The organism is Pseudomonas sp. NPDC089392, assembly GCF_044749595.1.
Taxonomy (GTDB): domain Bacteria; phylum Pseudomonadota; class Gammaproteobacteria; order Pseudomonadales; family Pseudomonadaceae; genus Aquipseudomonas.
The window spans coordinates 1-26,258 of record NZ_JBIVIF010000065.1; the positions used below are offsets into that span (position 1 = coordinate 1).

25 protein-coding genes, 7 tRNA genes and 2 pseudogenes are annotated in these 26,258 nt (G+C 62.4%); 4 read left to right on the top strand and 30 right to left on the bottom strand.

The features are described from left to right. Positions 1 to 127 precede the first annotated feature (127 nt). The 12 genes and pseudogenes from ACIP1G_RS30215 to gltX form a co-directional block, all read right to left on the bottom strand. Positions 128 to 571 carry an Hsp20 family protein gene (locus ACIP1G_RS30215; RefSeq protein ID WP_400743877.1) on the bottom strand — a complete coding sequence of 148 codons (444 nt, stop codon included), beginning with the start codon at positions 569 to 571 and terminating at the stop codon, positions 128 to 130. 226 nt (positions 572 to 797) lie between these two features. Continuing rightward, positions 798 to 1,769, bottom strand: coding sequence for a tRNA dihydrouridine synthase (locus ACIP1G_RS30220; protein WP_400743880.1), 972 nt, complete (start codon positions 1,767 to 1,769; stop codon positions 798 to 800). Between the two features lie 51 nt (positions 1,770 to 1,820). Beyond that, complete coding sequence (locus ACIP1G_RS30225) at positions 1,821 to 2,255, bottom strand: acyl-CoA thioesterase (RefSeq protein WP_400743883.1); 435 nt, start codon at positions 2,253 to 2,255, stop codon at positions 1,821 to 1,823. Between the two features lie 152 nt (positions 2,256 to 2,407). Beyond that, positions 2,408 to 3,238 (bottom strand): annotated as a pseudogene (locus ACIP1G_RS30230) (alpha/beta hydrolase); the annotation flags it as partial. 15 nt (positions 3,239 to 3,253) lie between these two features. Next, complete coding sequence (locus tag ACIP1G_RS30235) at positions 3,254 to 3,793, bottom strand: TetR/AcrR family transcriptional regulator (RefSeq protein ID WP_400743886.1); 540 nt, start codon at positions 3,791 to 3,793, stop codon at positions 3,254 to 3,256. A 175-nt stretch (positions 3,794 to 3,968) separates the two neighbouring features. Then, positions 3,969 to 4,044 (bottom strand) — tRNA-Glu (locus tag ACIP1G_RS30240). A 42-nt stretch (positions 4,045 to 4,086) separates the two neighbouring features. Beyond that, positions 4,087 to 4,162, bottom strand: a tRNA-Ala gene (locus tag ACIP1G_RS30245). Between the two features lie 62 nt (positions 4,163 to 4,224). Continuing rightward, a tRNA-Glu gene (locus ACIP1G_RS30250) sits at positions 4,225 to 4,300 on the bottom strand. Positions 4,301 to 4,342: 42 nt separating this feature from the next. Beyond that, positions 4,343 to 4,418, bottom strand: a tRNA-Ala gene (locus ACIP1G_RS30255). A 53-nt stretch (positions 4,419 to 4,471) separates the two neighbouring features. Then, positions 4,472 to 4,547, bottom strand: a tRNA-Glu gene (locus ACIP1G_RS30260). A 72-nt stretch (positions 4,548 to 4,619) separates the two neighbouring features. Next, positions 4,620 to 4,695, bottom strand: a tRNA-Ala gene (locus ACIP1G_RS30265). 290 nt (positions 4,696 to 4,985) lie between these two features. Beyond that, positions 4,986 to 6,467, bottom strand: a complete 1,482-nt coding sequence (gene gltX, locus ACIP1G_RS30270; protein ID WP_400743889.1) for a glutamate--tRNA ligase — start codon at positions 6,465 to 6,467, stop codon at positions 4,986 to 4,988. A 98-nt stretch (positions 6,468 to 6,565) separates the two neighbouring features. On the opposite strand from gltX, the pseudogene ACIP1G_RS30275 reads away from it, so the two are divergent. Next, a pseudogene (locus ACIP1G_RS30275) lies at positions 6,566 to 7,018 on the top strand (EmrB/QacA family drug resistance transporter); the annotation flags it as partial. 134 nt (positions 7,019 to 7,152) lie between these two features. Here the strand turns inward: ACIP1G_RS30275 and uvrB are convergent. Further along, positions 7,153 to 9,168: an excinuclease ABC subunit UvrB gene (uvrB, locus tag ACIP1G_RS30280; protein WP_400743892.1), complete on the bottom strand. Its 2,016-nt coding sequence runs from the start codon at positions 9,166 to 9,168 to the stop codon at positions 7,153 to 7,155. A gap of 287 nt (positions 9,169 to 9,455) precedes the next feature. On the opposite strand from uvrB, the gene ACIP1G_RS30285 reads away from it, so the two are divergent. Both ACIP1G_RS30285 and ACIP1G_RS30290 read left to right on the top strand, forming a co-directional pair. Then, the gene (locus ACIP1G_RS30285; RefSeq protein WP_400743895.1) at positions 9,456 to 10,652 is read left to right on the top strand and encodes an amino acid aminotransferase; all 1,197 of its coding nucleotides are present in this window, start codon (positions 9,456 to 9,458) and stop codon (positions 10,650 to 10,652) included. Positions 10,653 to 10,714: 62 nt separating this feature from the next. After that, positions 10,715 to 10,790: transfer RNA gene (locus ACIP1G_RS30290), tRNA-Asn, on the top strand. Between the two features lie 58 nt (positions 10,791 to 10,848). Here the strand turns inward: ACIP1G_RS30290 and ACIP1G_RS30295 are convergent. The 17 genes from ACIP1G_RS30295 to ACIP1G_RS30375 form a co-directional block, all read right to left on the bottom strand. Then, on the bottom strand, positions 10,849 to 11,250 hold the full coding sequence (locus ACIP1G_RS30295; RefSeq protein WP_400743898.1) for a cupin domain-containing protein: 402 nt from the start codon (positions 11,248 to 11,250) through the stop codon (positions 10,849 to 10,851). 191 nt (positions 11,251 to 11,441) lie between these two features. Then, the gene (locus tag ACIP1G_RS30300; RefSeq protein WP_400743901.1) at positions 11,442 to 12,002 is read right to left on the bottom strand and encodes a DUF1285 domain-containing protein; all 561 of its coding nucleotides are present in this window, start codon (positions 12,000 to 12,002) and stop codon (positions 11,442 to 11,444) included. Positions 12,003 to 12,012: 10 nt separating this feature from the next. Then, a complete protein-coding gene (locus ACIP1G_RS30305) occupies positions 12,013 to 12,618 on the bottom strand; it encodes a DUF4823 domain-containing protein (RefSeq protein ID WP_400743903.1) in 606 nt (201 codons plus the stop codon). 66 nt (positions 12,619 to 12,684) lie between these two features. Next, positions 12,685 to 13,653 (bottom strand): GTP 3',8-cyclase MoaA, encoded by a 969-nt coding sequence (locus tag ACIP1G_RS30310; RefSeq protein ID WP_400743906.1) that lies wholly within the window; start codon positions 13,651 to 13,653, stop codon positions 12,685 to 12,687. Between the two features lie 196 nt (positions 13,654 to 13,849). Beyond that, positions 13,850 to 14,485, bottom strand: coding sequence for a TetR/AcrR family transcriptional regulator (locus ACIP1G_RS30315; protein ID WP_003247170.1), 636 nt, complete (start codon positions 14,483 to 14,485; stop codon positions 13,850 to 13,852). 842 nt (positions 14,486 to 15,327) lie between these two features. Continuing rightward, complete coding sequence (locus ACIP1G_RS30320; protein WP_144171773.1) at positions 15,328 to 16,110, bottom strand: TatD family hydrolase; 783 nt, start codon at positions 16,108 to 16,110, stop codon at positions 15,328 to 15,330. Between the two features lie 30 nt (positions 16,111 to 16,140). Continuing rightward, positions 16,141 to 17,127: a DNA polymerase III subunit delta' gene (locus ACIP1G_RS30325; protein WP_400743909.1), complete on the bottom strand. Its 987-nt coding sequence runs from the start codon at positions 17,125 to 17,127 to the stop codon at positions 16,141 to 16,143. Next, entirely contained in the window at positions 17,120 to 17,752 is a 633-nt protein-coding gene (tmk, locus tag ACIP1G_RS30330) for a dTMP kinase (protein ID WP_400743912.1), read from the bottom strand. The genes ACIP1G_RS30325 and tmk overlap by 8 nt, the downstream gene beginning before the upstream one ends. Before the next feature lie 9 nt (positions 17,753 to 17,761). Continuing rightward, positions 17,762 to 18,982 carry an endolytic transglycosylase MltG gene (gene mltG, locus ACIP1G_RS30335; protein WP_400743915.1) on the bottom strand — a complete coding sequence of 407 codons (1,221 nt, stop codon included), beginning with the start codon at positions 18,980 to 18,982 and terminating at the stop codon, positions 17,762 to 17,764. 4 nt (positions 18,983 to 18,986) lie between these two features. Then, positions 18,987 to 19,802: an aminodeoxychorismate lyase gene (gene pabC, locus ACIP1G_RS30340; protein WP_400743918.1), complete on the bottom strand. Its 816-nt coding sequence runs from the start codon at positions 19,800 to 19,802 to the stop codon at positions 18,987 to 18,989. Beyond that, entirely contained in the window at positions 19,802 to 21,046 is a 1,245-nt protein-coding gene (gene fabF, locus ACIP1G_RS30345; RefSeq protein WP_400743921.1) for a beta-ketoacyl-ACP synthase II, read from the bottom strand. The genes pabC and fabF overlap by 1 nt, the downstream gene beginning before the upstream one ends. 188 nt (positions 21,047 to 21,234) lie before the next feature. Continuing rightward, the gene (gene acpP / locus ACIP1G_RS30350; RefSeq protein WP_400743923.1) at positions 21,235 to 21,471 is read right to left on the bottom strand and encodes an acyl carrier protein; all 237 of its coding nucleotides are present in this window, start codon (positions 21,469 to 21,471) and stop codon (positions 21,235 to 21,237) included. Positions 21,472 to 21,673: 202 nt separating this feature from the next. Continuing rightward, positions 21,674 to 22,414 carry a 3-oxoacyl-ACP reductase FabG gene (fabG, locus tag ACIP1G_RS30355; RefSeq protein WP_003247160.1) on the bottom strand — a complete coding sequence of 247 codons (741 nt, stop codon included), beginning with the start codon at positions 22,412 to 22,414 and terminating at the stop codon, positions 21,674 to 21,676. A gap of 15 nt (positions 22,415 to 22,429) precedes the next feature. Further along, positions 22,430 to 23,368, bottom strand: coding sequence for an ACP S-malonyltransferase (gene fabD, locus ACIP1G_RS30360; RefSeq protein ID WP_400743926.1), 939 nt, complete (start codon positions 23,366 to 23,368; stop codon positions 22,430 to 22,432). A gap of 295 nt (positions 23,369 to 23,663) precedes the next feature. Further along, the gene (plsX, locus tag ACIP1G_RS30365; RefSeq protein WP_400743928.1) at positions 23,664 to 24,674 is read right to left on the bottom strand and encodes a phosphate acyltransferase PlsX; all 1,011 of its coding nucleotides are present in this window, start codon (positions 24,672 to 24,674) and stop codon (positions 23,664 to 23,666) included. A gap of 3 nt (positions 24,675 to 24,677) precedes the next feature. Next, a complete protein-coding gene (rpmF, locus tag ACIP1G_RS30370; RefSeq protein WP_003247154.1) occupies positions 24,678 to 24,860 on the bottom strand; it encodes a 50S ribosomal protein L32 in 183 nt (60 codons plus the stop codon). Positions 24,861 to 24,873: 13 nt separating this feature from the next. Beyond that, entirely contained in the window at positions 24,874 to 25,401 is a 528-nt protein-coding gene (locus ACIP1G_RS30375; protein ID WP_400743931.1) for a YceD family protein, read from the bottom strand. A 96-nt stretch (positions 25,402 to 25,497) separates the two neighbouring features. Between ACIP1G_RS30375 and ACIP1G_RS30380 the strand changes: the two genes are divergently transcribed. Then, complete coding sequence (locus tag ACIP1G_RS30380; protein ID WP_400743933.1) at positions 25,498 to 26,076, top strand: Maf family protein; 579 nt, start codon at positions 25,498 to 25,500, stop codon at positions 26,074 to 26,076. Positions 26,077 to 26,258 lie beyond the last annotated feature (182 nt).

A 26,258-nucleotide genomic window follows, 5' to 3' on the forward strand; every position in this document is an offset into this window, starting at 1 on the left:
GCCTGACCGGTGGTTTCCCCGAGCAGTGAAGCAACGACCGGCGAAGTACCCCATGCGCAAATGAAAATGCCAGTCAGCTTAACTGACTGGCATTAACCCGAGGGTGCCCTTTTTCACATCGGCGCAATCAGTTCAGCGCTGGCTTTTCACCATTGATCGGAATGCGCTTGGCCTTGGCTTCTTCAGGCACGATGCGCAGCAGGTCGATGCTGAGCAGGCCATTGGCCAGGCCGGCGGCCTTGACTTCGATATGGTCGGCCAGGCGGAACGACAGCTTGAAGGCGCGTTGCGCGATACCCTGGTGCAGGTAGGTCACTTCAGCGGCGCCATTTTCGCGTTTGCCACCGGTCACGGTCAGGACACCTTTTTCGACCTGCAGGTCGAGGTCCTGCTCCTGGAAACCGGCCGCGGCAACCACGATGCGGTAGTGGTCATCGCCATGCTTTTCCACGTTGTAGGGCGGGTAGCTGCTACCGGCCTCGTTACGTGCCGCAGATTCGAACAGGTCGTTGAAACGGTCGAAACCAACGGAGTGGCGGAACAGTGGAGCGAGAGAGAAAGCGGTGGTCATGGTCATAAACTCCTGAGATTCAGCAAGTAAGTCATTACGCGACCCGACTTCGGCATCGCGTACTCAAGAGATATGGCCTGGGGAAATGCTTTCAAGGGGCGAGCAGAAAAAATCTGGATTATCAGTCTGGATTTGATGGCCTCTTCGCGGGTGAACCCGCTCCTACACAGGCATGTGTCGCTTACGCAACCGATGTAGGAGCGGGTTTACCCGCGAAGAGGCCCCATCAGGCAACACAAGCCTCAAAGGAAATCGCATCAACCCCCAGCAACCGGCTGATCCGCGCGCAATCATCTTCCCGGCGCAATTCGGCAAACAGCACCACCGCCTCGGGATAACTACGGGTCAGCATCGCCAACCACTGCTTCATCCGCCCCGGCGCATAACGCGGCGACAGCTTGGCCTGGGCCTGGCGCCAGAACTCGCGCAGCAGCGGCAGCAGGTCATCCCAGCTCATCGGCTGATAGTCCCGCCCATCACGCGCGGCGGCAATCTGCAGGCCCAGGTCAGGGCGCGATACCAGCCCACGACCCAGCATGATGTCCTCAGCGCCGCTGACCTCACGGCAACGCCGCCAGTCATCCACGGTCCAGATCTCGCCATTGGCGAACACCGGCACCTTGACCACATCCTGCACCCGCGCCACCCACTCCCAATGCGCCGGCGGCTTGTAGCCCTCGACCTTGGTGCGCGCATGCACCACCAGGTGCGCCGAGCCGCCTTCGGCCAACGCCGTGGCGCACTCCAGCGCACCATCGGGGCTGTCGAAGCCCAGGCGCATCTTCGAGGTTACCGGGATATGCGCAGGCACTGCGCGGCGCACTTCACGCACGATGGCGTGCAACAGCTCCGGCTCCTTGAGCAGCACCGCGCCACCGCGCGACTTGTTCACGGTCTTGGCTGGGCAACCGAAGTTCAGGTCGATCACCGGCGCCCCCAGCTCGCAGGCCAGCGCGGCGTTTTCCGCCAGGCACACCGGGTCCGAGCCCAGCAGTTGCACACGCATGGGTACCCCGGCAGCCGTGCGCGCACCCTGGCGCAGCTCGGGCGCCAGCTTGTCGAACGAGGAAGGCGGCAGCAGGCGGTCGCACACGCGAATGAACTCGGTGACGCACCAGTCGATACCGCCCACGCGGGTCAGCACGTCGCGCAGGATGTTGTCGACCAGCCCCTCCATAGGGGCCAGGGCAATTTGCATGTCGGGGTCTCGGCGGAAAAAGCCGGCAGTCTAGCAAAAATTGCCAGCGTTTCAGGCGCCGATCAGCGCCGGGCCGTAACCGTCGAGGAATTCTGCCGGCATGCGCTTGGGCTTGCCGCTGGACAGCTCGATGCAGGCAAAGGTGGTGTGGGCACGCAGCAGGGTCACGCCATCACGCGGGCGCTTGAGCTGGAACCGCCGAGTCATGCGCAGGCGCTGGTCCCAGTTGATGATCCAGGTGGCCAGTTGCAGCTCGTCGTCCTCGTAGGCGGCGGCCAGGTAGTCGATTTCGTGACGCACCACTGCCATCGCCCGGTCCAATCGGCGGTATTCGGCCAGGTCCAGACCCAGGCGCTGGGAGTGGCGCCAGGCGCAGCGCTCCAGCCAGGTAACGTAGACCGCGTTGTTGGCGTGGCCGAGGCCGTCGATGTCCTCGCTGCCGACGCGCAGGTCAATGACGAAGGGTGTTGCCAGGTCCCAGCTCATGTTCGCTTCCTTGTCGCAAAAGGCGATTTAGCAGCGACCTGCGGGGGAATGTCCAGCCCTTCTGCGGTTGACGCGATCGCTGTAGGAGCGGGCTTGCCCGCGAACCAGGCGCCGTGGTGGATGGCACCGGCGATGCCGGTGTTCGCGGCTGAAGCCGCTCCTACACTGACCGCTTCAGCACGCGTCAGCAACTCCAGTACGGCTGCACCCAGGCGCGGGTCAGCCAGCAGCCGCTGGTGGCCACCCTCCTCCAGCAGCATCAGCCGGCTGTCGAACCAGGCCTTGTGGATAGCCTGGGCTTCGTCGGCGGACACCAGCGCATCATCGGCCGCATGCACCACCAGCCCCGGCAGCTCCAACTGGTAACCACTCACATCCAGCCGCGCAATCTGCATACCCATGTCGCGCTCCACCTGGCGAATGAACGCCGCCCGCGCCCGCGCCGGTAGCCCCAGGCGATGGGCAAAGCCACGCATTACGCCTAGCAAGCGCGCCGGGGCTGCAATGCTCACCGCCGCTTCCGCACGCAGGCCCATCTGCAAGGCCAGCAGCACGCTGGCACCGCCCATGGAATGGCCTATCACCGCGCGCAGCGGCGGCAACTCGGCAGCGGCTTCCAGCAGCGCCCGGGCAAACAGCACCACATGCGCTTCTTCGCCCGGCGAGCGACCATGCCCCGGCCCATCCAGCGACACCACCGAGTGCCCGGCCTGAACCAGGGTTTCGATCAACGCGGCAAACTGGGTCGGGCGCCCTTCCCAGCCGTGCATCAGCAGCACAGTCGGCCCCTTGCCCCAGCGCAATGCGGACAACCCAAAGCGCAGGGTGATGCGCTCGGCGCTGGCCAGCATCGGCAGCTCCCATTGCCGGGGCGGCAAGTTGCGCGGGACCATGAAGGCACGGCGCATCTTGCCCGCGACATGCTCAGGGGCCAGGCGGCCCAAGGTGCCATTGACACCACGAATCCAGCTCAGGGTAGTCATCGCCATGCTCCAGAATTAGAGCACCGCCGATTTGGCGGCGCGCAGAATGCGGTCAGACAGCTCGCTGGTGCCCAAGGCGCGAGCCAGGGCCAAGCCGCCGATCATCAGGGCCAGGTCGGCCAGGGCCTTGTCGGCATCCTCCGGGCGGTCGACCATGGCGGCGGTCATCAACTCGATATGCTCGGCCAGCACCTCGCGGAAAGCCTCTGGCAGGCGCTGCATCTCACCCAGCGAGTTGGGCAGCGGGCAGGCATGCACTTCGGCATCCCGGTGCTTGCGCGAAAGGTAGAAAGCACTCACCAACGCCCGCCGCTCGGCGCCATCGAGGCTGGGGTCAACCTGGGCCAGCAAAGCCCGGCGCTCGCCCAGCAATTGGCAGAACGCCTCAAGCATGAGTTCGTCCTTGCTGTCGAAGTGGGCATAAAAGCCACCGACGGTCAGCCCCGCCGCGCCCATGACCTGGCTGACACTGGGCTCGGCCGGCCCATGCTGGATCAGCGCACTGCGCGCCGCTTCAAGGATGCGTTTGCGGGTTTTGGACTTCTTGTCGCTCATCAGGCCACTCGCCGAGCAAAAATATGATGCTCGAAATATTATTCTCATCATATTTTTTGGCAAGCAGAATCTGCGGCCATTGGTCGGTCGCTAAATTTTTGCGCAAGGGAGAAAAACAAAAGGCCCATTCAATAATCGAATGAGCCTTCAAAGTCCCGCAAAACGCGGGTAAAAATGGCGTCCCCTAGGGGACTCGAACCCCTGTTACCGCCGTGAAAGGGCGGTGTCCTAGGCCACTAGACGAAGGGGACGTAACCTTCGCGAAGATCCACTTGCGTGAACCCTGGCAGAAATGGTGGAGCTAAGCGGGATCGAACCGCTGACCTCCTGCATGCCATGCAGGCGCTCTCCCAGCTGAGCTATAGCCCCGAAACAAAAGGCTCATCAATAATCGACGAGCCTTTTTAAGCCCTGCAAAACGCAGGAAAAAGTGGCGTCCCCTAGGGGACTCGAACCCCTGTTACCGCCGTGAAAGGGCGGTGTCCTAGGCCACTAGACGAAGGGGACGTAACCTTCGTGCCGGCCCGCTTACGCGAACCGCGGCAAAATTGGTGGAGCTAAGCGGGATCGAACCGCTGACCTCCTGCATGCCATGCAGGCGCTCTCCCAGCTGAGCTATAGCCCCAGATTTCTAGCCTCGCGGCCCAGCGACGTAATGAAACATCGCTTGTGTAAAACTGGCGTCCCCTAGGGGACTCGAACCCCTGTTACCGCCGTGAAAGGGCGGTGTCCTAGGCCACTAGACGAAGGGGACGAACCTTCTTACCTTCAAGACCCGGTTGCTGGACCCGGTCTTGCTCGACAGCCTTGGCTGCCAAGCGGAATTTGGTGGAGCTAAGCGGGATCGAACCGCTGACCTCCTGCATGCCATGCAGGCGCTCTCCCAGCTGAGCTATAGCCCCACAATGTCGCTTTGAACCGAATCACTGGCTGGGCGCCTGGCGTTTCGTTTTCGTTCATCGCTGTGGACGGGGCGCATATTAAGATCGGATTGCAGGGCTGTCAAACGAATTTTTCAAAATATTCAAAAATTTTTTCACAGATAACAATCACTTACCGCCCTGCCCCCACTAAAAGCGGGGCAGTGAGCCCTGTAGGAGCGGGTTTACCCGCGAATGCGGCGGTGCATATACCATCGTATTCGCGGGTGAACCCGCTCCCACAGGGTTCGGCGGCGGTCTTCAGAGCACCGTCAGGCGATCGAGGCCAGCAGCTTTTCCCACTCTTTGTTTTCTTTCTTCGACACACCACCCAGCAGGTCCAGGGCCTGGCGCAGGCGGTAGCGGGTCAGGTCGGGGCCGAGGATTTCCATGGCGTCCAACACCGACACCGAGCTGGCCTGGCCAGTGATGGCAGCGAACATCAGCGGCATGGCGTCACGCAGCTTAAGTTCCAGCGCTTCGACCACGGCCTGGATGCAACCGGTGATGCGCTCTTTTTCCCACTGACGCAGGCTTTCGAGCTTCCACAGGATCAGCTGGATCACCTGGCGGACCTGATCGGCCGACAGCTTCTTGCTTTCGAACAGCTTGGCATCCAGCTTCAGCGCGCCTTCGAAGAAGAACCCGCCCAGCGGGGCAACCTGGCTGAAGGTTTCCACCCGGCCCTGCACGTGCGGGGCGATCTTCATCATGTAGTCGCTGTTGAACGCCCACTTCTGCAGGCGCGTGGCGAACTCCTCGACTGGCAGCTCACGCAGCCACTGGCCGTTGAGCCAGGACAGCTTCTCGATGTCGAAGATCGGGCCACCCAGCGAAATACGCGACAGGTCGAAGTGCTCGACCATCTCGGCCAGCGAGAACTTCTCGCGCTCGTCCGGCATCGACCAGCCCATGCGGCCCAGGTAGTTGAGCATCGCCTCGGGCATGAAGCCCATGCGCTCGTAGAAGGTGACCGAGGTCGGGTTCTTGCGCTTGGACAGCTTGGACTTGTCCGGGTTACGCAGCAGCGGCATGTAGCACAGCTTGGGCTGCTCCCAGCCGAAGTATTCGTACAGCTTGATCAGCTTGGGTGCCGACGGCAGCCACTCTTCGCCGCGCAGCACGTGGGTGATGCCCATCAGGTGGTCGTCGACCACGTTGGCCAGGAAGTACGTCGGCAGGCCGTCGTTCTTCATCAGCACCTGCATGTCCATGCGGTCCCACGGGATCTCGACATCGCCACGCAGCATGTCCGGCACCACGCAGATGCCTTCGCTCGGCACTTTCATGCGGATCACGTGCGGCTCGCCGGCGTCCAGGCGGCGTTGTACTTCTTCGGCGCTCAGCAACAGGGCGCGGCCGTCGTAGCGCGGGGTTTCGCCGCGGGCTTGCTGCTCGGCGCGCATCTGCTCCAGCTCTTCGGCGGTGCAGAAGCAGTAGAAGGCATGGCCGGCGTCAACCAGCTCCTTGGCGTACTTGGCGTAGATCTCGCCACGCTCGCTCTGCCGGTACGGGCCGTGCGGGCCGCCGACGTCCGGGCCTTCATTCCATTCGATGCCGAGCCAGCGCAGGGCGTCGAAGATTTGCTGTTCCGACTCGCGTGTGGAGCGCAGCTGGTCGGTGTCTTCGATGCGCAGGATGAACTCACCGCCGTGCTGCTTGGCAAAGCAGTAGTTGAACAGGGCGATGTAGGCAGTGCCGACATGGGGGTCGCCGGTAGGCGATGGCGCGATACGCGTGCGTACGGTGGTCATGGAGAGTCTCGAACGAAAGATGAAACAAAGGCGGGATGTTAGCAGGAGGCAGGCACCGTGCTCCAGCAATGGCGCTAACGTCACTTGTCGGCTGGCCCTCCGGGCCGCAGTTCAACCATATCCAGGTCATTCGCGCGCTTGGCCAGCCGATGATCATGGTGACCATTTCGCTGATAGCCACGGCGTATGTCCAGGCGCAGGATGCCGGGTCGGCGTCGAGCCTGTTCAATATCCTGCGTAACCTGGGCGGGGCGATTGGCATTGCGCTATTGGCGACGCTACTGGATGCGCGAACCAAGGTGTATTTCGATTACCTGCGTGAGTCGGTGGTGCCGGGCAACCCGCAGGTGGCGGAGCGGCTGGCACAACTGGCGGAGCGGTTGGGGAGTGACTACGCGGCGCTGGGCACGTTGAGTGAGATTACCCACCAGCAGGCTTTGATCATGGCTTACAACGATGCCTTCCACTTTGTCGGGATTGGCTTGGCGGTGAGCATGGTGTTGTTGACCCGCAAGTTGCCGGAGGGGTTGAAGGCCGGGGAAGCCCATTGAGTTGGGCGCTGCCTGTGCCGGCCTCTTCGCGGGTAAACCCGCTCCCCACAGGGTTTTGCACAAGTATCAGGACCTGCGCTGTACCTGTGGGAGCGGGTTTACCCGCGAAGAGGCCGGCACAAGCGTTAGCTAAATCAGCTGGTAATCAACCGCTCGCGCAGTTGGGTAATTTCATCGCGCAACTGAGCCGCCGCTTCAAACTCCAGGTCGCGGGCGAACTGCATCATCTTCTCTTCCAGCTGCTTGATGCGCTTGGTGATCTCGCCCGGCGTGCGCAGCTCGGCCTCGTAACGGGCACTCTCCTCCGCCGCCTTGGCCATGCCCTTGCGCTTCTTGCTGCGCGCGCCAGGCACGGTAGCGCCTTCCAGGATGTCGGTGATGTCCTTGACCACGCCCTTGGGCACGATGCCGTTGGCTTCGTTGAACGCGATCTGCTTCTCGCGACGGCGCTCGGTTTCGTCGATGGCGCGCTGCATGGAGCCGGTGATGTTGTCGGCATACAGGATCGCCCGGCCATTGAGGTTACGCGCGGCACGGCCGATGGTCTGGATCAGCGAACGCTCGGAACGCAGGAAACCTTCCTTGTCGGCATCGAGGATCGCCACCAGCGACACTTCAGGCATGTCCAGGCCCTCGCGCAGCAGGTTGATGCCCACCAGCACGTCGAAGGTACCCAGGCGCAGGTCACGGATGATCTCCACCCGCTCCACCGTGTCGATGTCCGAGTGCAGGTAGCGCACCCGCACGTCATGGTCGGCCAGGTAATCACTGAGGTCCTCGGCCATGCGCTTGGTCAGCGTGGTGGCCAGCACCCGCTCACCTGCGGCGACACGCTTGCGGATTTCCGACAGCAAATCATCAACCTGGGTCAGCGCCGGGCGAATCTCGACTTGCGGGTCGACCAGGCCGGTCGGGCGTACCACCTGCTCCACCACGCGCCCGGCATGCTCGGCCTCATAGGGCCCTGGGGTGGCAGAGACGAAGATGGTCTGCGGGCTGACATCCTCCCATTCGTCGAAACGCATGGGTCGGTTGTCCAGCGCCGACGGCATGCGGAAACCATATTCCACCAGGGTTTCCTTGCGAGAGCGGTCGCCTTTGTACATGGCCCCGACCTGCGGCACGCTGACGTGGGATTCGTCGATCACCAGCAGCGCATCGGGCGGAAGGTAGTCGTACAGGGTAGGCGGCGGCGCCCCGGCCGGGCGCCCGGACAGGTAGCGCGAGTAGTTTTCGATGCCGTTGCAGTAGCCCAGCTCGAGGATCATCTCCAGGTCGAAACGGGTGCGTTGTTCCAGGCGCTGCGCTTCCACCAGCTTGTTGGCCTTGTGCAGGTACTCCAGGCGCTCCTTCAGCTCTTCCTTGATGCCTTCCACCGCTTCCAGCAGGGTTTCCCGCGGGGTGACGTAGTGGCTCTTGGGGTAGAAGGTGAAACGCGGCAGCTTGCGGAAGACCTCGCCGGTCAGCGGGTCGAAAGCGGCGATGTTCTCTACCTCGTCATCGAACAGCTCGATGCGGATAGCCTCCAGGTCCGATTCAGCCGGGAAGATATCGATCACGTCGCCACGCACACGGAAGGTGGCGCGGGCGAAGTCCATTTCGTTGCGGGTGTACTGCAGGTCGGCCAGGCGGCGCAGCAGCGCGCGCTGGTCGAGCTTGTCGCCGCGGTCCACGTGCAGGACCATTTTCAGGTAGGTTTCGGGGCTGCCCAGGCCATAGATGCACGACACGGTGGTGACGATGATTGCGTCGCGCCGTTCCAGCAGCGCCTTGGTCGCCGACAGGCGCATCTGCTCGATATGGTCGTTGATCGAGGCGTCCTTCTCGATGAAGGTGTCCGACGAGGGTACGTAGGCTTCCGGCTGGTAGTAGTCGTAGTAGGAAACGAAGTACTCCACCGCGTTGTTGGGGAAAAATGCCTTGAACTCGCCGTACAGCTGCGCAGCCAGGGTCTTGTTCGGTGCCAGCACCAGCGTCGGGCGCTGTACCTGCTGGATGACGTTGGCGATGCTGAAGGTCTTGCCCGAGCCCGTCACCCCGAGCAGCGTCTGGTGCGACAGCCCCGCCTCGATGCCTTCGACCATCTGGCGGATGGCCTCGGGCTGGTCGCCGGCCGGCTGGAAACGGGTGACGAGCTGGAACTCGGACATGACGGACCTCGCGGTGCTGCAGCAACTGTAAATTTAGCCAGTAGTCTATACCCAAATGCGCCCGCCGGGGGGCGCTTTCAAGGTACACCTGTGAACGGGTATTACGGTGGACCGGGCAATTAGACCAATGGTCGAAAAATATTTGCGCAAATAGCCGGAAAAGCTGCGCCAGAGTGTCGCGGTGACCGGTCGGTATCACTATACTGACTCCCCGTTTGTGCACCGCTTCAGTGCATTCGGCTGGAGCGTGTACGCCCTATCACTCTCCAATCAGAGCCGAAGTAACAATGAGCCTGTTTTCCGCTGTCGAGCTGGCACCCCGCGACCCTATCCTGGGCCTCAACGAAGCATTCAACGCCGACCCACGTACCGACAAGGTCAACCTGGGCGTGGGCGTGTACTGCAATGAGGAAGGCCGCATTCCGCTGCTGCGCGCCGTGATCGAAGCCGAGACCCAGCGTGCCGCCCAGCACGCCTCGCGCGGCTACCTGCCGATCGACGGTATCGCCACCTACGACCAGGCTGTGCAGAAGCTGCTGTTCGGCGCCGAGTCGCCACTGCTGGCCGCTGGCCGCGTGGTCACCGTGCAGGCCGTCGGCGGTACTGGCGCACTGAAGATCGGTGCCGACTTCCTCAAGCGTATCTCGCCGAACGCCGTGGTTGCCATCAGCGACCCGAGCTGGGAAAACCACCGCGCACTGTTCGAATCTGCTGGTTTCCCGGTACAGACCTACCGCTACTACGACGCGCCGACCAACGACGTAAACCGCGCCGGCATGCTCGAAGACCTGAACGCCCTGCCATCCGGCTCGATCGTGGTACTGCACGCCTGCTGCCACAACCCGACCGGCGTCGACCTGACCCTGGAAGACTGGAAAAACGTCCTGGAAGTGGTCAAGGCCAAAGGCCACGTGCCGTTCCTCGACATGGCCTACCAGGGCTTCGGTGACGGCATCACCGAAGACGCCTTCGCCGTGCGCCTGTTCGCCGAGTCGGGCCTGGAGTTCTTCGTTTCCAGCTCGTTCTCCAAGTCGTTCTCGCTGTACGGCGAGCGCGTCGGTGCACTGTCGGTCGTCACCGCCTCCAAAGACGAGAGCACCCGCGTGCTGTCGCAGGTCAAGCGCGTGATCCGCACCACCTACTCCAACCCGCCAACCCACGGCGCAACCATCGTTGCCACCGTGCTGAACAGCGCTGAACTGCGCCAGATGTGGGAAACCGAACTGGCCGAAATGCGCGAGCGCATCCACGGCATGCGCAAGCAGATGGTTTCGCTGCTGGCCGAATACGGCGCCAACCGCGACTTCAGCTTCGTTGGCCGCCAGGTCGGCATGTTCTCCTACTCGGGCCTGACCGTTGAACAGGTCGCCCGCCTGAAGAACGACTTCGGCATCTACGCCCTGGACACCGGCCGCATCGCCGTGGCCGCGCTGAACCAGAGCAACATCCACGTGGTCACCAAGGCTATCGTGGAAGTGCTGTAACTCATTGTTTTGCCTAGGGGTAGCTTGACATCCCCTAGGCATTCGGTAAGATACGCACAGATTCCGCGATAGCTCAGTCGGTAGAGCAAATGACTGTTAATCATTGGGTCCCTGGTTCGAGTCCAGGTCGCGGAGCCAAACACTGAAAAAGCCCCCGGGTGCGTAAGCAACCGGGGGCTTTTTCGTTGTCTCGGGTTTATTGACCCAATGGCTCGGTCACGGGCTTGCCCTCGTCCACCAGGCTCCAGACCAGCAGCTTGGCGGGCTGGGACTTGCTGGCGTTGCGCGACACGCTGTGCACGGTGCCTGGCGCCTCGTACCAGTATTCACCGGCCTTGTAGGTTTTCTCCGATTCGTCGTTCAGCTTCGATACCACTGCCCCTTCCAGTACGTAGGCCATGACTGCGCCTGGGTGCTGATGCGCGGGTGATGCTTCGCCGGGGGCGTAGCTGACGGTGAGCATGACGGCCTTTTTGCCGGGGGCATTCGAGGGTTGTTGCTGCTGCAGAACCTTGACCTGGTCGGCGACATCGCCGTGGGCCCAGGCGGGGGTTTGTGCGGCGAGCAGGGCGAAGAGGATGATGGTTAGGGGTTTCATGGGCTTTTTCCTGGAGGGCAGATGCCTGCAGGTTAGGCCCTGAGTGGCTGAAGACAAATGGCCAATTCGGGGGAAAAGCAGGGGGCCGATTTTTCGCCTGTGCCGGCCTATTCGCGGGTAAACCCGCTCCTACAAAGATCTGTGTAGGAGCGGGTTTACCCGCGAATAGGCCGGCACAGGTCACACAAAGATCAGCTACTACGCCCGATCGGGTAAAACTCCCCTTGGCTCCAAACCCCAAGCCATTCCTCACCGTCGATCTCCCGCGGCACCGCCAGCTCCACCAACTGGTAGAACACATTGCGATGTATCAGCGCCTCAAGGTTGCTGCGCATCAGCACATACGGCGATGGCTCCTGCGTCACCGCGTCGATCACCACCCGCAGCGGATTGGCCGGCCCGGCCTCGACCTGGTCCTCGACATTGCTGGTAAAACGCAGCACCTGCTGTTCGCCCTCCCCTTGCACCTCCAACGTCACCGCCACGAACGGCGCATCGTCGACGCGAATGCCAACCTTCTCCACCGGGGTAATCAGGAAATAGTCGTCACCATCGCGGCGAATGATGGTGGAAAACAGCCGCACCATCGGCTTGCGTCCGATCGGTGTGCCCAGGTAGTACCAGGTGCCATCGCGGGCGATGCGCATGTCGATATCGCCGCAGAAGTCCGGGTTCCACAGATGCACCGGCGGCAGGCCCTTGGCCTTGGGAATCTGCGCCAGAAGATCATTGGCCTTGCCGGAATCGCTCATCACGCTAGCCTCATTCGCTCATGCCCAGAAGGCTACGAGCGTACTCGCGCATCGGCGCACCAAGCAAATCCTCCGGGGTGTTGTCGTGAAACGTCAACAAACCGCCACGGCTCTTGATACGTGCGGTGTCGATCAGGTAACGGGTGTTGGTTTCGATCAGCATCATCTGCACCACGCCGCTGTCCCAACCCAAGCGGTCGACGGCCTGTTCGTCATACCACTCGTCGCCATTGCCGATACGGTCGTCGGTACGGGCGAAACGGGTGTACAGCACGTAGTCGGCGCCAACCGAACGTGCCTGGGCGATGGCCTCTTCCAGGCCCAATGGGCCCTGGGCGCGGCGCACCAGCGGGAAATACTCGACAAAGCTCTTGAAGGCTTCCTCGGCCACCGCGTTCTGCCGTGGCACCGGCCCCTTGCCTGGCAGCATGAACGCACCCTGGCCGATGAAGATGAACGAGTCGGGTTGCAGGCGAATCGACAGCGAGCGGCGGGTATCACTGTGGTCCAGCAAACCGGCATCGCTCATGTGATAGCGGACGCCCTCGCCCATATCGCTGACATTCATGCAGCCGCCCAGCGCCATCAGCGCCAGCAGCAAGACCAGGCTACGCATCTTTCCTCCAGTAACCGGCGACGAAAAACCGGCGAATAGCCGGCGGATGCAGCTTTTGCGCCAGCTTCAGCCACCGATGACTTTCATCACCGTCACACCACCGGAAAACGCCAGGTCCTGCTTGTCTGCCAGGGCCTTGACCAGTAGCCGCTGCAGGGCCGGCAGCGCCTGATGCCGCGGCTTTTCCAGCAGGTCGCCGATAAAGTGGCGGTTGCCCGAGGACAGACAGCCATGCAGCCAGCCGGTGGAGGACAGGCGCAGCCGCGAACAGGTACGGCAAAACGGTACGCTTTCGTTGGCGATCACACCGAAGTGGCCTTTGCCGGGGATTTGATAGCGCAGCGCAGTGGCGTCGAGCGGCGCGTCGACCTGGGCATAGGCATGCTTGCTGCCGATCTGCGTGAGCAACTGGTCCAGGCTGACGAACTGCTGCAGGAAGGCGTTGTGGTCACGGGCCAGATGGCCCATGCGCATAAGCTCGATGAAGCGCAGCTCAAAACCCCGATCAAGGCAGTAGTCCAGTAGCGGCAGCACCTGGTCGAGGTTTTGCCCGCGCATCGGCACCATGTTTACCTTGACCTGCATACCCAAGGCACTGGCCTGCTCCATACCCGCCAGCACGCTGGCCAGGTCGCCGCCCCTGGCAATACGGCGGAAGGCCATAGGGTCGAGGGTGTCGAGGGAAACATTCAAGCGGCGGATGCCGGCCGCCTGCAGTTGCGGCAACTTACGCGTCAGCAGCTGGCCATTGGTGGTCAGCGAGATGTCGTCGAGGTCAAGTTTGGCCACAGCGCCCAGAAAGGCATCCAGGCGCGGGCTGACCAGCGGCTCACCACCGGTGATACGCAGGCGCTCGATGCCGGCGGCTTCGATCAGGTAGGCCACGCCACGGGCCAGTGCGTCTGCCGACAGTTCGTCCTGCGCTGCCACCAGCCGCTTGCCGTCGGGTACGCAGTAGGTACAGGCGTAGTTGCAGGCAGCCGTCAGGCTGACGCGCAGGTTGCGAAAGCGCCTGCCTTGACGATCGACGATCATGAATGACTCCGGCATGGATGATGGGGCTGGCAAAAGCTGACTCATAAATCAGGTTTTTGCAAGCCCCAAGCATTGCCGAGTTTTGTAGGAGCAGCCTTGTGCTGCGAAAAGGCCAGTACAGCCATGCAGATGTGTGCTGGCTGTACCGGCCCTTTCGCAGCACAAGGCTGCTCCTACAGGTACCGAGTGGGATGTTTCAGTTCGACGGTTCCGGGTCGCGCTTGCGCTTGTTGCCCATGCGCACGCCAATGTCCATCAGGAACTGGAAGAAGCCTTCCTGGTCTTCCAGTACGTTGCTCCAGAACGGCGAGTGGTACAGCGCCACGGCGCCATGCACCAGCGCCCAGGCAGCGCAGTAGTGGAAATACGGTGGCACGTCTTCAAGCTTGCCTTCGCTGATACGGCCCTTGATCAGCTGGGTCAGGCGGTCGAAGTTGGAGGCGCGGATGCTGTGCAGCTGCTCGACCATTTCCGGTACCTGGTTGCCCTTGACCACCTTTTCTTCCAGGCGATCGAACAGCCGGTAGCGTTGCGGGTCGCGCATGCGGAACTCGAAGTAGGCGCGCGACAGGGCCTCCTTGTCGCGGTCGACGTCGGCCGAGTGCAACAGCTCGTTCAGGTCGCGCTCGTAGTCGAGCATCAGGCGCAGGTAGATCTCCGCCTTGGACTTGAAGTGCTTGTAGATCGTGCCTTTGCCGATGCCCACGGCGTCAGCGATCATCTCGACGGTGACGCTGTCTTCACCCTGTTCTAGAAACAGTTTGAGCGCGGTATCGAGGATTTCCTGTTCGCGACGGCGAAACTCACGGACCTTACGAGGTTCTTTCTGCATAGGAAGGACTGGTAGACAATCGAAGCGGTTTATTATGCCTAACTTGCGGGAAATTGCACGGATCATCCAAGCATGTCTGTGTTTCATGATGCTTACGGCCATGCGCTGCGGGAGGAATGGAACGTCGACGTATTCCAAATCTGTTTAAAAAACGACCAAGAGAGACTGGCACTGCGCCAAACCTGACCAATACTTGAAGTGTTGGCGCGACGCATCCCCCCCAAGTGGCGCGCCGATAAAGGTGCTCAGGGACCGCGTACCTTTGTTTTACTCCTAATGGTCTTAACCCGGATTCCTCCCCCAGAACCCGGGTTTTTTTTGTGTGTTTTGAGGGGGGATTTGCCCAGGGGTGGGATTTTTGGGGGATGGTGTGAGGGCCACGAGGGGCCTGGCTGGGGAAATGCATGAAGGCCGCCAAGTGCCAGCCACAAAAATTTCAGCGCCCATGAGATCGAGCGCCGCAAGTGTTCACCGAAACATTTTCAGCGCCTATGAGATCGAGCGCCGCCCGCGCGGCGCTTCGCGGCTAAAGCCGCTCCTACGTTTGTTTCTGGCCAATTATTCCTGTGGGATTTGCGCGCGAACGCTTTGGCGCATGGCTCGATATCGCGTGGTACAAACAAGGCGGTCGCGCGCGCCTGGCACAGGATGGACTGGCCCGAAACAAACGTAGGAGCGGCTTTAGCCGCGAAGCGCCGCGCGGGCGGCGCTCGATCTCACCGGCGCTGAAAATGTTGCGGTGAACACCTGCGGCGCTGAAAATGTTGCGGTGAACACCTGCGGCGCTGAAAATGTTGTGGCGGACACCTGTCAGCCCTCACACAGCGCCAACGCCTAGAAAGTCAACCCACCCGCGCCAACGGAAACAACCGCTTGAAATTCGCCGTAGTCTGCTCCGCCAACTGCTCATAACTGGCCCCACGCAACGAAGCCACATACTCCGCCACCTCCCGCACATACTGCGGCAAGTTCGGCTTGCCCCGGTGCGGAATCGGCGCCAGGTACGGCGAATCGGTCTCCACCAGCAAGCGATCGACTGGCACCTGCCGCGCCACTTCGCGCAGGGCATCGGCATTGCGGAAGGTAACGATGCCAGACAGCGATATGTAATACCCCAGATCCAGCGCCGCCTTGGCCATGTCCCAGTCTTCGGTAAAGCAATGCAGCACGCCAGCCTGCGGCAAGTTGGCCTCACGCAGCAGCGCCAGGGTGTCGGCACGCGCCGCCCGGGTATGCACGATCACCGGCTTGCCGGTTTGCCGCGACGCCTCCAGGTGCAGGCGGAACGAAGCCTGCTGCAGCTCGGCAGCTTCCGGCTCGTAGTGGTAATCCAGCCCGGTCTCACCAATGGCCACCACATGCGGGTGGGCCAGTTCACGCAACAGCCATTCCAGTGCCGGGGTTTCGCCCGGCGCCAGGTCCAGCGGGTGCACGCCCACCGAGCAATCGACATCGGCGTACTGCTCGCTCAGCGCCTTCACCGCACCGGCGTTCTCGGCACTGACACCAATGCACAGGAAATGCCCCACCCCGCGCTCGCGCGCCGCCTGCAGGGCAGCATCAAGCGAGCCCTGGTGGGCACTGAGGTCAAGACGGTCGAGGTGGCAATGGGAATCTACGAGCATGGGATAACGGCACACATGAAAAATGGGAAATCAGCGGGCGCCCGGCAGTTGCAGCCAGTGTGCCAGCAGCGATTCAAGCAACAGGGTTTGATTAAGATTGGCCTTGCCCAGCACCTTCTGGCGTTGTTCGAGGATCCACGCCTGCACCTCCAGTACCTTGGCCTGACGGCTCTTCTGCGCCAGGTACTGCACCACCTTGCGCATATCGGCCAAGCCTAACCCCCCCTCGTCTTGGGTCAACTGGTAGCGCAGAATGAGGTGCGCCCAATCGCAGAACCAGTCGAATACCCTCAACATCGGCACAGCCTTCCAGGCATCGGCCAGCTGGCTGGGCGATTGCTGCTGCTTGAGCAGCTTCTTCACCCCTTCAGTGACCAGCGCGCGTTGCTCGCGCACGCCTTGCGCCTGCAGGCTGACCGCCATCAGCGGTGAGCCGGCGGCCAGGGTCAGCAGTTCGTCGCGCTCGGCCTCGTCGCTGTCAGGCAGCGCACCCGCCAGCCAGGCCCGGCTCTGGGGCAGGCTGGGCTGCGGGCAGGCGACCTGCTGGCAGCGGCTCTTGATCGTCGGCAGCAGGCGGCTGGGCTGGTGCGTGACCAACAGCAACACGGTATCGCCGGAAGGCTCTTCAAGGCTTTTGAGCAGTGCGTTGGAAGCGTTGACGTTCATCGCCTCCACCGGCTCGATCAACACCACCTTACGCCCACCCAGCTGCGCCGTCTGCACCACGAAGGCGACCAGCTCGCGCACCTGGTCGACCTTGATCGGCTTGTCGGCCTCTTCAGGTTCGAGGACGTAGTTGTCCGGGTGGCTACCGGCCTTGAGCAGCAGGCAGGATTTACACTCGCCGCAGGCCTCCAGGCCCTGGGGCCGCTGGCACAGCAGGCGGGCCATCAGGCGCTCGGCCATGGCCCGCTTGCCGATACCTTGCGGCCCGTGCAGCAGGTAGGCGTGAGCGTGCTGGCTGCGGCCAGCGAGTTGCTGCCAGAGGGCCTGCTGCCAGGGGTAGGTCTCAGCCACGGCAACGTTCCAGGATGCCAGGCAGCAGCGCATCGATGTCGCGCTGTACAGCCTCCAAAGATTGGGCGGCATCAAGCAAGCTGTAGCGCTGCGGCGTACGCTGGGCGCGCTGCAGGTAAGCCTGACGCACCGCTTCGAAGAACGCCTGGCCTTCCTGTTCGAAGCGGTCCAGGCGACCGCGGGCGGCGGCGCGGGCCAGGCCCACTTCGACCGGCAGGTCGAAGACCAGGGTCAGGTCCGGGCGCAGGTCGCCCTGGACGAATTGCTCAAGGGTGGCGATACGGTCGACCGACAACCCCCGGCCGCCGCCCTGATAGGCATAGGTGGCGTCAGTGAAGCGGTCGCACAACACCACGGCCCCACGGGCCAGTGCCGGGCGAATCACCTGTGCCAGGTGCTGGGCGCGGGCGGCGAACACCAGCAACAGCTCGGTGTCGGCTGCCATGCTTTCATCGCTGGGGGCCAACAGCAGCTCACGCACCTTTTCGGCCAACGGCGTGCCGCCGGGTTCACGGGTCAGCACCACGTCCAGGCCATGCTCGCGCAGGCGCGCGGCCAGGTAGTCGCGGTTGGTGCTCTTGCCCGCGCCTTCGGGGCCTTCCAAAGTAATAAACAAGCCGCTCACAGGCAATCCTTAATGTTGATCGTCAGGCGTCGGCCGTTCGGCCGCTTGCGCGCCGCCAGCCGGGGCGCCCTGCACAGGCGGCTCATCGGGCGCTGGCTGCGCAGTCGGCCCGTCCGCCTCAGGCGGCTCTGGGAGCTGCAGGTCGTCGACGCTCGGCGGCTGCTCGGCATCATCGACATCCGGCTTTGCCTCTGGCTGCGGCGCGGGGCTGGAACGGTAGTCTGCCCGGCGCTTCAGCTGGAACTCGCGCACCGCCGAGTTGTGGTCGTCGAGGTCGTCAGAGAACACATGGCTGCCATCGCCACGGGCGACGAAGTACAGGCTGGTGCCGTCCGACGGGTTGAGCGCCGCGTGAATCGCCTCGCGGCCAACCATGGCAATGGGTGTCGGTGGCAGGCCAGTCATGGTGTAGGTGTTGTAGGGCGTTGGCTCGCGCAGGTCGGCGCGGGTGATCTTGCCGTTGTAGCGCTCACCCATGCCGTAGATCACTGTCGGATCGGTCTGCAGCATCATGCCCAGGCGCAGGCGCCGTACGAAAACGCCAGCGATCTGCCCGCGCTCCTGGGGGATACCGGTTTCCTTCTCCACCAGCGAGGCCATGATCAGTGCCTGGTACGGGTCGCGGTACGGCAGGTCGGTGGTGCGCGCCGCCCATTCCTTGGCCAGCACTTCGTCCAGGCGCATGTAAGCCTGCTGCAGCAACTCGATGTCGCTCATGCCGCGCACGAAGCGGTAGGTGTCCGGGAAGAAGCGGCCCTCGGGGAACACGCCGGTATGGCCTAGCTTGTCCATCACTTCGGAATCCGACAAGCCATCCAGGGTGTGCTTGATTTTTTCGTGCTTGGCCACGGCCGAGCGCACCTGACGGAAGGTCCAGCCTTCGACCAGGGTCAGGTTGTACTGCACCACGTCAGCCCGGCGCCAGGCGTCGAACAGCTGCTCGACCGTCATGCCAGGGGTAAGGCGATATTCACCGGTGTGCAAGGGTGTGCCGGCCATGTTGAAGCGCCAGTACAAGCGCAACCAGACGGCGTCGTCGAGCAGCCCTTCCGTTTGCATGCGGTAGAACATGCGGTTGGGGGTGGTGCCATTGGGCACGTCGAGCAGGCGTTCCTGCGTTACGTGCAAAGGCTGCTCCAGGACCGAGTTGACCTTCCAGGCCGACCAGCCTAGCGCCAGGCCGGCGAGGATCAGACCCATTTCCAGCAGCAGCAGGAATTTACGTCTCACGAATTCAGGTTTCCAGTAACTTACGGGCAACGGCCTGCAGTTTTCGGGTAAGCGGGCCCGGCGACCAGTTTAGCGCGGCTACGCCACGCACGGGCCAGACACCGTAGACGCTATTGCAAACAAATACTTCGTCTGCCTGCTCCAGCATGTCGAACGCCAGGTCGCGAACCTGCACCGGGATGCCCAGCAGCTGTGCTTGTTCCAGCAACGCGGCACGCATCACGCCGGCCACGCCGCAGCGGCTGAGGTCGGCCGTGACCAGCACGCCATCGCGCACCAGGAACAGATTGCTGTACACCCCTTCGATCACCCTGCCCTGCCCGTCACGCATCAGGCCTTCGGCATGTTCGCTGTCCTGCCATTCGGCACGGGCCAGCACCTGCTCCAGGCGGTTGAGGTGTTTGAGCCCGGCCAGCAACGGTTGTTCCCCAAGCCGGGTCTGGCATGGGAACAAACGCACGCCGTGCTCGGCATGCTCGACAGGATAGCTGGGTAGTGGGCTGCTCTGCAGGATACGCCGCGGCGCAGCACCGGCAACCGGCGCATAACCACGCTGGCTGTCGCCCCGGGTAAGGATAAGTTTGGCTACACCTTCACCCAGCTGGCTGGCATAGCGCAGCAATTCGTCGCGCACCAGCGCCGGGTCGGCGCTGATCGCCAGGCGATGGCAACCCAGCGCCAAGCGTGCGAGGTGGCCGTCCAGCAAGCTGGGCCGGCCGCCCCGCACGGCGATGGTCTCGAACAGGCCATCGCCGTAGGCCAGGCCGCGGTTCTGCAGGTTGACTGCCGCCGCCGGCTGGCCATCGACCCAGCTGTGCATCAACCGGCGAACCGGCGGAATACCAGCGAACCGTTGGTGCCGCCAAAGCCGAACGAGTTGGACAGCACCACGTCGATTGGCATGCTGCGCGCCTGGTGCGGCACGAAGTCGAGATCACAGCCTTCGTCCGGCTCGTCCAGGTTGATGGTGGGCGGTGCCATCTGGCTGTTGATCGCCAGCACGCTGAAGATTGCCTCTACAGCACCGGCGGCGCCCAGCAGGTGGCCGGTCATCGACTTGGTCGAGCTGACTGCCAGCTTGTAGGCATGCTCGCCGAACACGCGCTTGATCGCCGCCACTTCGGCAATGTCACCCGCCGGGGTCGAGGTGCCGTGGGCATTGATGTAGCTGACGTCTTCTGGCTGGATGCCAGCATCGCGCAGGGCGTTGGCCATGCAGCGGGCAGCACCTTCGCCGGTGTCGGGTGGCGAGGTCATGTGGTAGGCGTCGCCGCTCATGCCGAAACCAACCAGCTCGGCATAGATGGTCGCACCACGGGCCTTGGCGTGCTCCAGCTCTTCGAGCACCAAAGCACCGGCACCATCGGACAGCACGAAGCCGTCACGGCCTTTGTCCCACGGGCGGCTGGCCCGGCTTGGCTCGTCGTTGCGGGTAGACAGCGCACGCGAGGCGCCGAAACCGCCCATGCCCAGGCCGCAAGCGGCCATTTCGGCACCGCCGGCGATCATCACATCGGCTTCACCGTAGGCGATATTGCGTGCGGCCATGCCGATGCAATGGGTGCCGGTGGTGCAGGCGGTAGCAATGGCGTAGTTCGGCCCTTGCAAGCCCAGGTGGATCGACAGGAAGCCCGAAATCATGTTGATGATCGAGCCCGGCACGAAGAACGGCGAAATGCGGCGCGGCCCCGAATCGTGCAGGGTGCGGCTGGTTTCTTCGATGTTGGTCAGGCCACCGATACCCGAGCCCATGGCCACACCAATCCGCTCGCGGTTGGCATCGGTGACTTCCAGGCCGGCATTACGCACCGCTTGGAAACCGGCCGCCAGGCCGTACTGGATGAACAGGTCAAGCTTGCGGGCCTCTTTGGCCGACAGGTACTGCTCAACCTCGAAGCCTTTCACCGAGCCGCCAAAACGGGTGGAGTAGGCAGACAGGTCCGTGTGTTCGATCGGACCAATGCCACTGCGGCCAGCCAGAATGCCCTGCCAGGTGCTCGGTACATCGGTACCCAGTGGCGACAGCATACCCATACCGGTGACCACGACGCGTCTACGCGACACAGTACTCTCCTTTTCTAATAACTAGAGTCTCTTGCCATTGCATTCAAGCGCTGGAATGGAATGGCAACAGGCTCTTGGTGCGCGGTGAACGAAGCGGCCTGGAAAATGCGGGGCGCTCGCAAAGAAAAAACCGCACGCCGGCGAAGGCAGTGCGGTTTTCCCCGACAAGTAGCGTCGACTAGAGCGTCTTAGGCCTGGTGGGCTTTGACGTAGTCTACAGCAGCTTGAACGGTAGTGATCTTCTCGGCTTCTTCGTCAGGGATTTCGGTCTCGAATTCCTCTTCCAGAGCCATCACCAGCTCAACGGTGTCAAGCGAATCGGCACCCAGGTCATCGACGAAGGACTTCTCGAGAGTCACTTCTTCTTCCTTGACGCCCAGTTGCTCGGCGACGATTTTCTTGACGCGATCTTCGATGTTGCTCATACCTAGGTTTACTCCTAATGGATATATGTCAGGCAGCTGGCCGGTGGCTAATTTTATAGAAAGACGTTCGCTTTTCAAGCGAAACGCACCTTCAGGCTAGTCACCCCACCCGCTGCCTGGAATCTGGTTGCAGCTTTATAACGGATTTTAGGCTCGCAGTATGACTGTTTTTTTACGAAATCCGTCACATTGAGTTGCAGTGTTACATGTACATCCCGCCGTTGACCGGCACAGTAGCGCCCGTCACGTAGGCTGCGCCGTCGGACGCCAGGAACGAAACCACCTTGGCGATCTCGTCAGCCTGGCCCAGGCGGCCCAGCGGAATCTGGGTCTGCAGGGCTTCGCGCTGCGCTTCTGGCAGTTCGCGGGTCATGTCGGTATCGATGAAGCCCGGGGTCACCGAGTTGACGGTGATGCCACGCGAACCCACTTCACGCGCCAGGGCGCGGCTGAAGCCTTCCAGGCCGGCCTTGGCGGCCGCATAGTTGGCCTGGCCAGCGTTACCCATGGCACCGACGACCGAGCCGATGCTGATGATACGGCCCCAACGCGCCTTGGTCATGCCACGCAGTACGCCCTTGGACAGACGGTAGAGGCTGTTCAGGTTGGTGTCGATCACGTCGAACCACTCGTCGTCCTTCATGCGCAGCATGAGGTTGTCGCGGGTGATACCGGCGTTGTTGACGAGGATGGCCGGTGCGCCGAACTGCTCGCCGATGGCGGCCAGTACGGCTTCAACGGATTCGGCGCTGGTCACGTTCAGTTCCATGCCGGTGCCGGTGATGCCGTGTTCTTTGAGGGTGGCGGCGATGCGCTCGGCGCCGGAAGCCGAAGTGGCGGTGCCGATTACGGTCGCGCCCTGGCGGCCCAGCTCGAGGGCGATGGCCTGGCCAATGCCACGGCTGGCGCCGGTGACCAGTGCAACTTTACCTTGCAGGCTCATGCAAGCTTCTCCAAATCAGGCCAGTGCCGCGCGGGTGGCGGCAACGGCGTCAGGGGTATTGAGGTTGTAGGTGGTCACGCCGTCGGCGCAACGCTTGTTCAGGCCAGCCAGGACCTTGCCCGGGCCACACTCGACCAGGTTGACCGCACCGTTGGCGGCCAGGGTCTGCACGCACTCGACCCAGCGTACCGGCTGGTATAGCTGCGCCAGCAGGTCGTGCTTGAGGGCATCGAGGTCGGCAGCGACGGCGGCGGTCACGTTCTGCACCACCGGGATCTGCGGGGCCTGCCACTCGATGGCGTTGACGAACTCGGCAAAGCGCTCGGCGGCCGGCTTCATCAGGGCGCAGTGCGACGGCACACTGACCGCCAGCGGCAGGGCGCGCTTGGCACCCTTGGCCTTGCACAGCTCCATGGCGCGATCTACCGCTGCCTTGTTGCCAGCGATGACCACTTGGCCTGGCGAGTTGAAATTGACGGCGCTGACCACTTGGTCTTCAGCCGCTTCGGCGCAAATTTCAACGACTACGGCGTCGTCCAGGCCGAGAATGGCAGCCATGGCGCCATGACCTGCCGGTACCGCTTCCTGCATCAGCTGGCCGCGGCGTTCGACCAGGCGAACGGCGTCTTTCAGGCTGATGCTGCCCGCGGCAACCAGGGCGCTGTATTCACCCAGGCTGTGACCGGAAACGAAGGCCGGCTGTGCGCCGCCCTCTTCCAGCCACAGGCGCCACAGTGCGATGGACGCAGTGAGGATGGCCGGCTGGGTCTTGTCGGTCTGGTTGAGTTGTTCTTCCGGGCCTTCCTGGACCAGCTTCCACAGGTCGTAACCGAGCGCTGCAGAGGCCTCCTTGAAGGTTTCGATGATCACCGGCTTCTCAGCGCCGAGCTCGGCGAGCATGCCCAGCGACTGGGAACCTTGACCGGGAAAGACGAATGCGAGAGATGCAGACATTGAACAAGCCCTTATGATCTTGTCATCGGATAGGGTGCACCGGGCTTTGGGCCAGGCGCGGAATCTGAAAGCTTGGATGGAGACGGAACCTAAGCGGTCACATTTAAGCACTTCATCGGCGATATGCCTAAGGTCTTTGTTCCTTCAGTGGCGGCCCTTTCGCGGGTGAACCCGCTCCTACAACGACCGTACCGACCTTGAATCCTGCACAATTCCTGTGACAGGACTGCACCAGCATTGAATCCCGCACAAATCCGTGTAGGAGCGGGTTCACCCGCGAAGAGGCCGGTACAGGCTATAGCAGCAGGTCTTCCAGCCTTCCATGCAAGCGCTGCGGCAGGTTTTCCTGAATCTCGATCAGCGCCCGCTGGATGGCACTCTGAAAGCCCTGCACCCCTGCCGAGCCATGGCTCTTGATGACGATGCCCTGCAACCCCAAAAAGCTTGCGCCATTGTGCCGCGCCGGTGCCAGGTCGGCCTGCAAACGCTTGAGCAGCGGCATGGCCACCGCCCCGGCCGCCCGCGACAACACGCCACCCTTGAACAACTGCTCGATGCGCGCACCGATCATGGTCGCCAGGCCTTCGCTGGACTTGAGCAGGATATTGCCGACAAACCCGTCGCACACCACAACGTCGGCCTCACCACGGTACAACCCGTCACCCTCGACGAAGCCGACGTAATTGAGCCCACGGGCGTTCTGCAAAAGGCTGGCTGCCAACTTGACCTGCTGGTTGCCCTTGATGTCCTCGGTACCGATGTTCAGCAACGCCACACGCGGCCGATGCACGCCCAAGGCCTGGGCGGCCACCGAACCCATCACGGCGAACTGGTAGAGGTTCTCGGCACTGCAATCGACGTTGGCGCCCAGGTCGAGCAACTGGCAGTAACCGGCCTGAGTCGGGATCGCCGCCACCATGGCTGGCCGGTCGATACCCGGCAGGGTCTTGAGCACGAAGCGCGACAGCGCCATCAGCGCCCCGGTGTTGCCAGCACTGACGCAGGCCTGGGCCTTGCCGTCGCGCACCAATTCGAGGGCGATGCGCATCGACGAGTCCGGCTTGCCACGCAACGCCTGGGAGGGCCGCTCGTCCATGCCGATCACCTCACTGGCGGCGACAATCTGCAGGCGCGCGCGATCCGCAGCCGCAAGGCCGCTGACAAGTTCTTCAAGGAGGGAGGGTTGACCGACGAGGGTCAGGTGTAGCGAGGGGGTAGCAGAAAGGCAGGCAATGCTAGCCTGGACAATGCTGCGGGGACCGAAGTCCCCGCCCATTGCGTCGATCGCGATGATCTGAGCGGACAAGGATTACTCGTCAGCGCCCTTGTCGACCACTTTGCGACCACGGTATACGCCTTCTGGCGAAACGTGGTGGCGCAGGTGAACTTCACCGGTGGTTTTCTCTACCGACAGCGCGTTTTCCGACAGGGCGTCGTGCGAACGGCGCATGTCACGGGCAGAGCGGGATTTTTTGTTCTGCTGAACAGCCATAATTGATTAACTCCTAAACGTTTGGGTCACGCTTTAACTGCGCCAAAACACTGAACGGGTTGGACCGCGATACCTCGTCCTTGCTCGAATCGGGCTCGTCTGCGCCCGCCGGCTGCTGGCATTCTTCCGGATGATGAGCAGGCACGATTGGCAAGGCGAGCAGAAGCTCCTCCTCGATCAATGCCTGCAGATCCAAAGGATCTTCGCCCAGTTCCAGCACGTCATAGCCTTTCGGCAACGACTGGGTATTCGCACCCTCCTTCACCACGGCGTAACTACATTCGCTGTGGATCGGCAGGGTGACCAGCTCAAGACAACGCTGGCAAACCATCTTGACTTCGACGTCCAGCTCGCTGTGGATAACCACAATGTGCTGTTCATCTCGTTCAAAATCGAACTTCGCCTGCACCGTACCGACATTGTCGGAAAGCGGGTCGCAGAGTCTTTCCAAATCAGCGAGTTGCAGCGAACCGTTAAGGGTTACGCCACGATCGGCTAATTTGCGCGGGTCAACGTGAGGTGGAATCGGGTCATTCAACATAGGCGCAGCATTCTAGGGATGCCCCCCGCCCCTGTCAAAGGAAATTAGGCGGCATCGTGCGTGATAGAATTTGTTCAACTGATTCAGGAGTCTACCATGCTTCCTCTGCTACTGGCTTCCAGCTCTGCCTATCGCCGCGAACTGCTCGCACGCCTGCGCCTGCCCTTCACCTGGGCAAGCCCCGATATAGACGAGCGGCGCCTCGATGACGAACCGGCCGTGGAGTTGGTGCGACGACTGGCCAGGCAAAAGGCCCAGGCCCTGGCAGCCACCCATCCGGGGCATCTGATTATCGGCTCGGACCAGGTTGCCGTACTGGGCGAACAGGTGCTGGGCAAGCCGCATAGCTTTGAACGGGCCTGCGAGCAACTGTTGGAGTGCAGCGGGCAGCAGGTGAGCTTCCTGACCGGGCTGGCACTGCTGAACAGCGCCACCGGGCAGTGCCAGGTGGATTGCGTGCCGTTTACCGTGACCATGCGCGAGCTGAGCCGGGAGCGGGTGGAGCGCTATGTGGCGGCGGAGCAGCCGCTGGATTGCGCAGGGAGCTTCAAGGCGGAGGGGTTGGGGGTGAGTTTGTTCCAGAGCACGCACGGGTGCGATGCGACCAGCCTGATTGGGCTGCCGCTGATTCGGTTGGTGGATATGTTGACCAAGGAAGGGGTGGTTATCCCTTAGTCCGCCTTGAGGTATTTTGCGCCCGTGAGACCGAGCGCCGCAGGTGTTCGCCGATGTATTTTCGGCACCTGTGAGATCGAGCGCCGCCAGGTGTTCGCCGAAACATTTGCAGCGCCTATGAGATCGAGCGCCGCCCGCGCGGCGCTTCGCGGCTAAAGCCGCTCCTACGTTTGTTTCGGGCC

What these genes read in the sequence shown, in the direction of transcription:
- ACIP1G_RS30215 (WP_400743877.1), bottom strand. Translation starts at nt 571, where the DNA reads ATGACCACCGCTTTCTCTCTCGCTCCACTGTTCCGCCACTCCGTTGGT.
- rpmF (WP_003247154.1), bottom strand. Translation starts at nt 24,860, where the DNA reads ATGGCTGTTCAGCAGAACAAAAAATCCCGCTCTGCCCGTGACATGCGC.
- ACIP1G_RS30285 (WP_400743895.1), top strand. Translation starts at nt 9,456, where the DNA reads ATGAGCCTGTTTTCCGCTGTCGAGCTGGCACCCCGCGACCCTATCCTG.
- ACIP1G_RS30320 (WP_144171773.1), bottom strand. Translation starts at nt 16,110, where the DNA reads ATGCTCGTAGATTCCCATTGCCACCTCGACCGTCTTGACCTCAGTGCC.
- ACIP1G_RS30315 (WP_003247170.1), bottom strand. Translation starts at nt 14,485, where the DNA reads ATGCAGAAAGAACCTCGTAAGGTCCGTGAGTTTCGCCGTCGCGAACAG.
- ACIP1G_RS30220 (WP_400743880.1), bottom strand. Translation starts at nt 1,769, where the DNA reads ATGCAAATTGCCCTGGCCCCTATGGAGGGGCTGGTCGACAACATCCTG.
- ACIP1G_RS30305 (WP_400743903.1), bottom strand. Translation starts at nt 12,618, where the DNA reads ATGCGTAGCCTGGTCTTGCTGCTGGCGCTGATGGCGCTGGGCGGCTGC.
- pabC (WP_400743918.1), bottom strand. Translation starts at nt 19,802, where the DNA reads ATGCACAGCTGGGTCGATGGCCAGCCGGCGGCGGCAGTCAACCTGCAG.
- uvrB (WP_400743892.1), bottom strand. Translation starts at nt 9,168, where the DNA reads ATGTCCGAGTTCCAGCTCGTCACCCGTTTCCAGCCGGCCGGCGACCAG.
- ACIP1G_RS30295 (WP_400743898.1), bottom strand. Translation starts at nt 11,250, where the DNA reads ATGAAACCCCTAACCATCATCCTCTTCGCCCTGCTCGCCGCACAAACC.
- acpP (WP_400743923.1), bottom strand. Translation starts at nt 21,471, where the DNA reads ATGAGCAACATCGAAGATCGCGTCAAGAAAATCGTCGCCGAGCAACTG.
- ACIP1G_RS30225 (WP_400743883.1), bottom strand. Translation starts at nt 2,255, where the DNA reads ATGAGCTGGGACCTGGCAACACCCTTCGTCATTGACCTGCGCGTCGGC.
- ACIP1G_RS30235 (WP_400743886.1), bottom strand. Translation starts at nt 3,793, where the DNA reads ATGAGCGACAAGAAGTCCAAAACCCGCAAACGCATCCTTGAAGCGGCG.
- fabD (WP_400743926.1), bottom strand. Translation starts at nt 23,368, where the DNA reads ATGTCTGCATCTCTCGCATTCGTCTTTCCCGGTCAAGGTTCCCAGTCG.
- ACIP1G_RS30310 (WP_400743906.1), bottom strand. Translation starts at nt 13,653, where the DNA reads ATGATCGTCGATCGTCAAGGCAGGCGCTTTCGCAACCTGCGCGTCAGC.
- ACIP1G_RS30380 (WP_400743933.1), top strand. Translation starts at nt 25,498, where the DNA reads ATGCTTCCTCTGCTACTGGCTTCCAGCTCTGCCTATCGCCGCGAACTG.
- fabG (WP_003247160.1), bottom strand. Translation starts at nt 22,414, where the DNA reads ATGAGCCTGCAAGGTAAAGTTGCACTGGTCACCGGCGCCAGCCGTGGC.
- ACIP1G_RS30300 (WP_400743901.1), bottom strand. Translation starts at nt 12,002, where the DNA reads ATGAGCGATTCCGGCAAGGCCAATGATCTTCTGGCGCAGATTCCCAAG.
- gltX (WP_400743889.1), bottom strand. Translation starts at nt 6,467, where the DNA reads ATGACCACCGTACGCACGCGTATCGCGCCATCGCCTACCGGCGACCCC.
- ACIP1G_RS30375 (WP_400743931.1), bottom strand. Translation starts at nt 25,401, where the DNA reads ATGTTGAATGACCCGATTCCACCTCACGTTGACCCGCGCAAATTAGCC.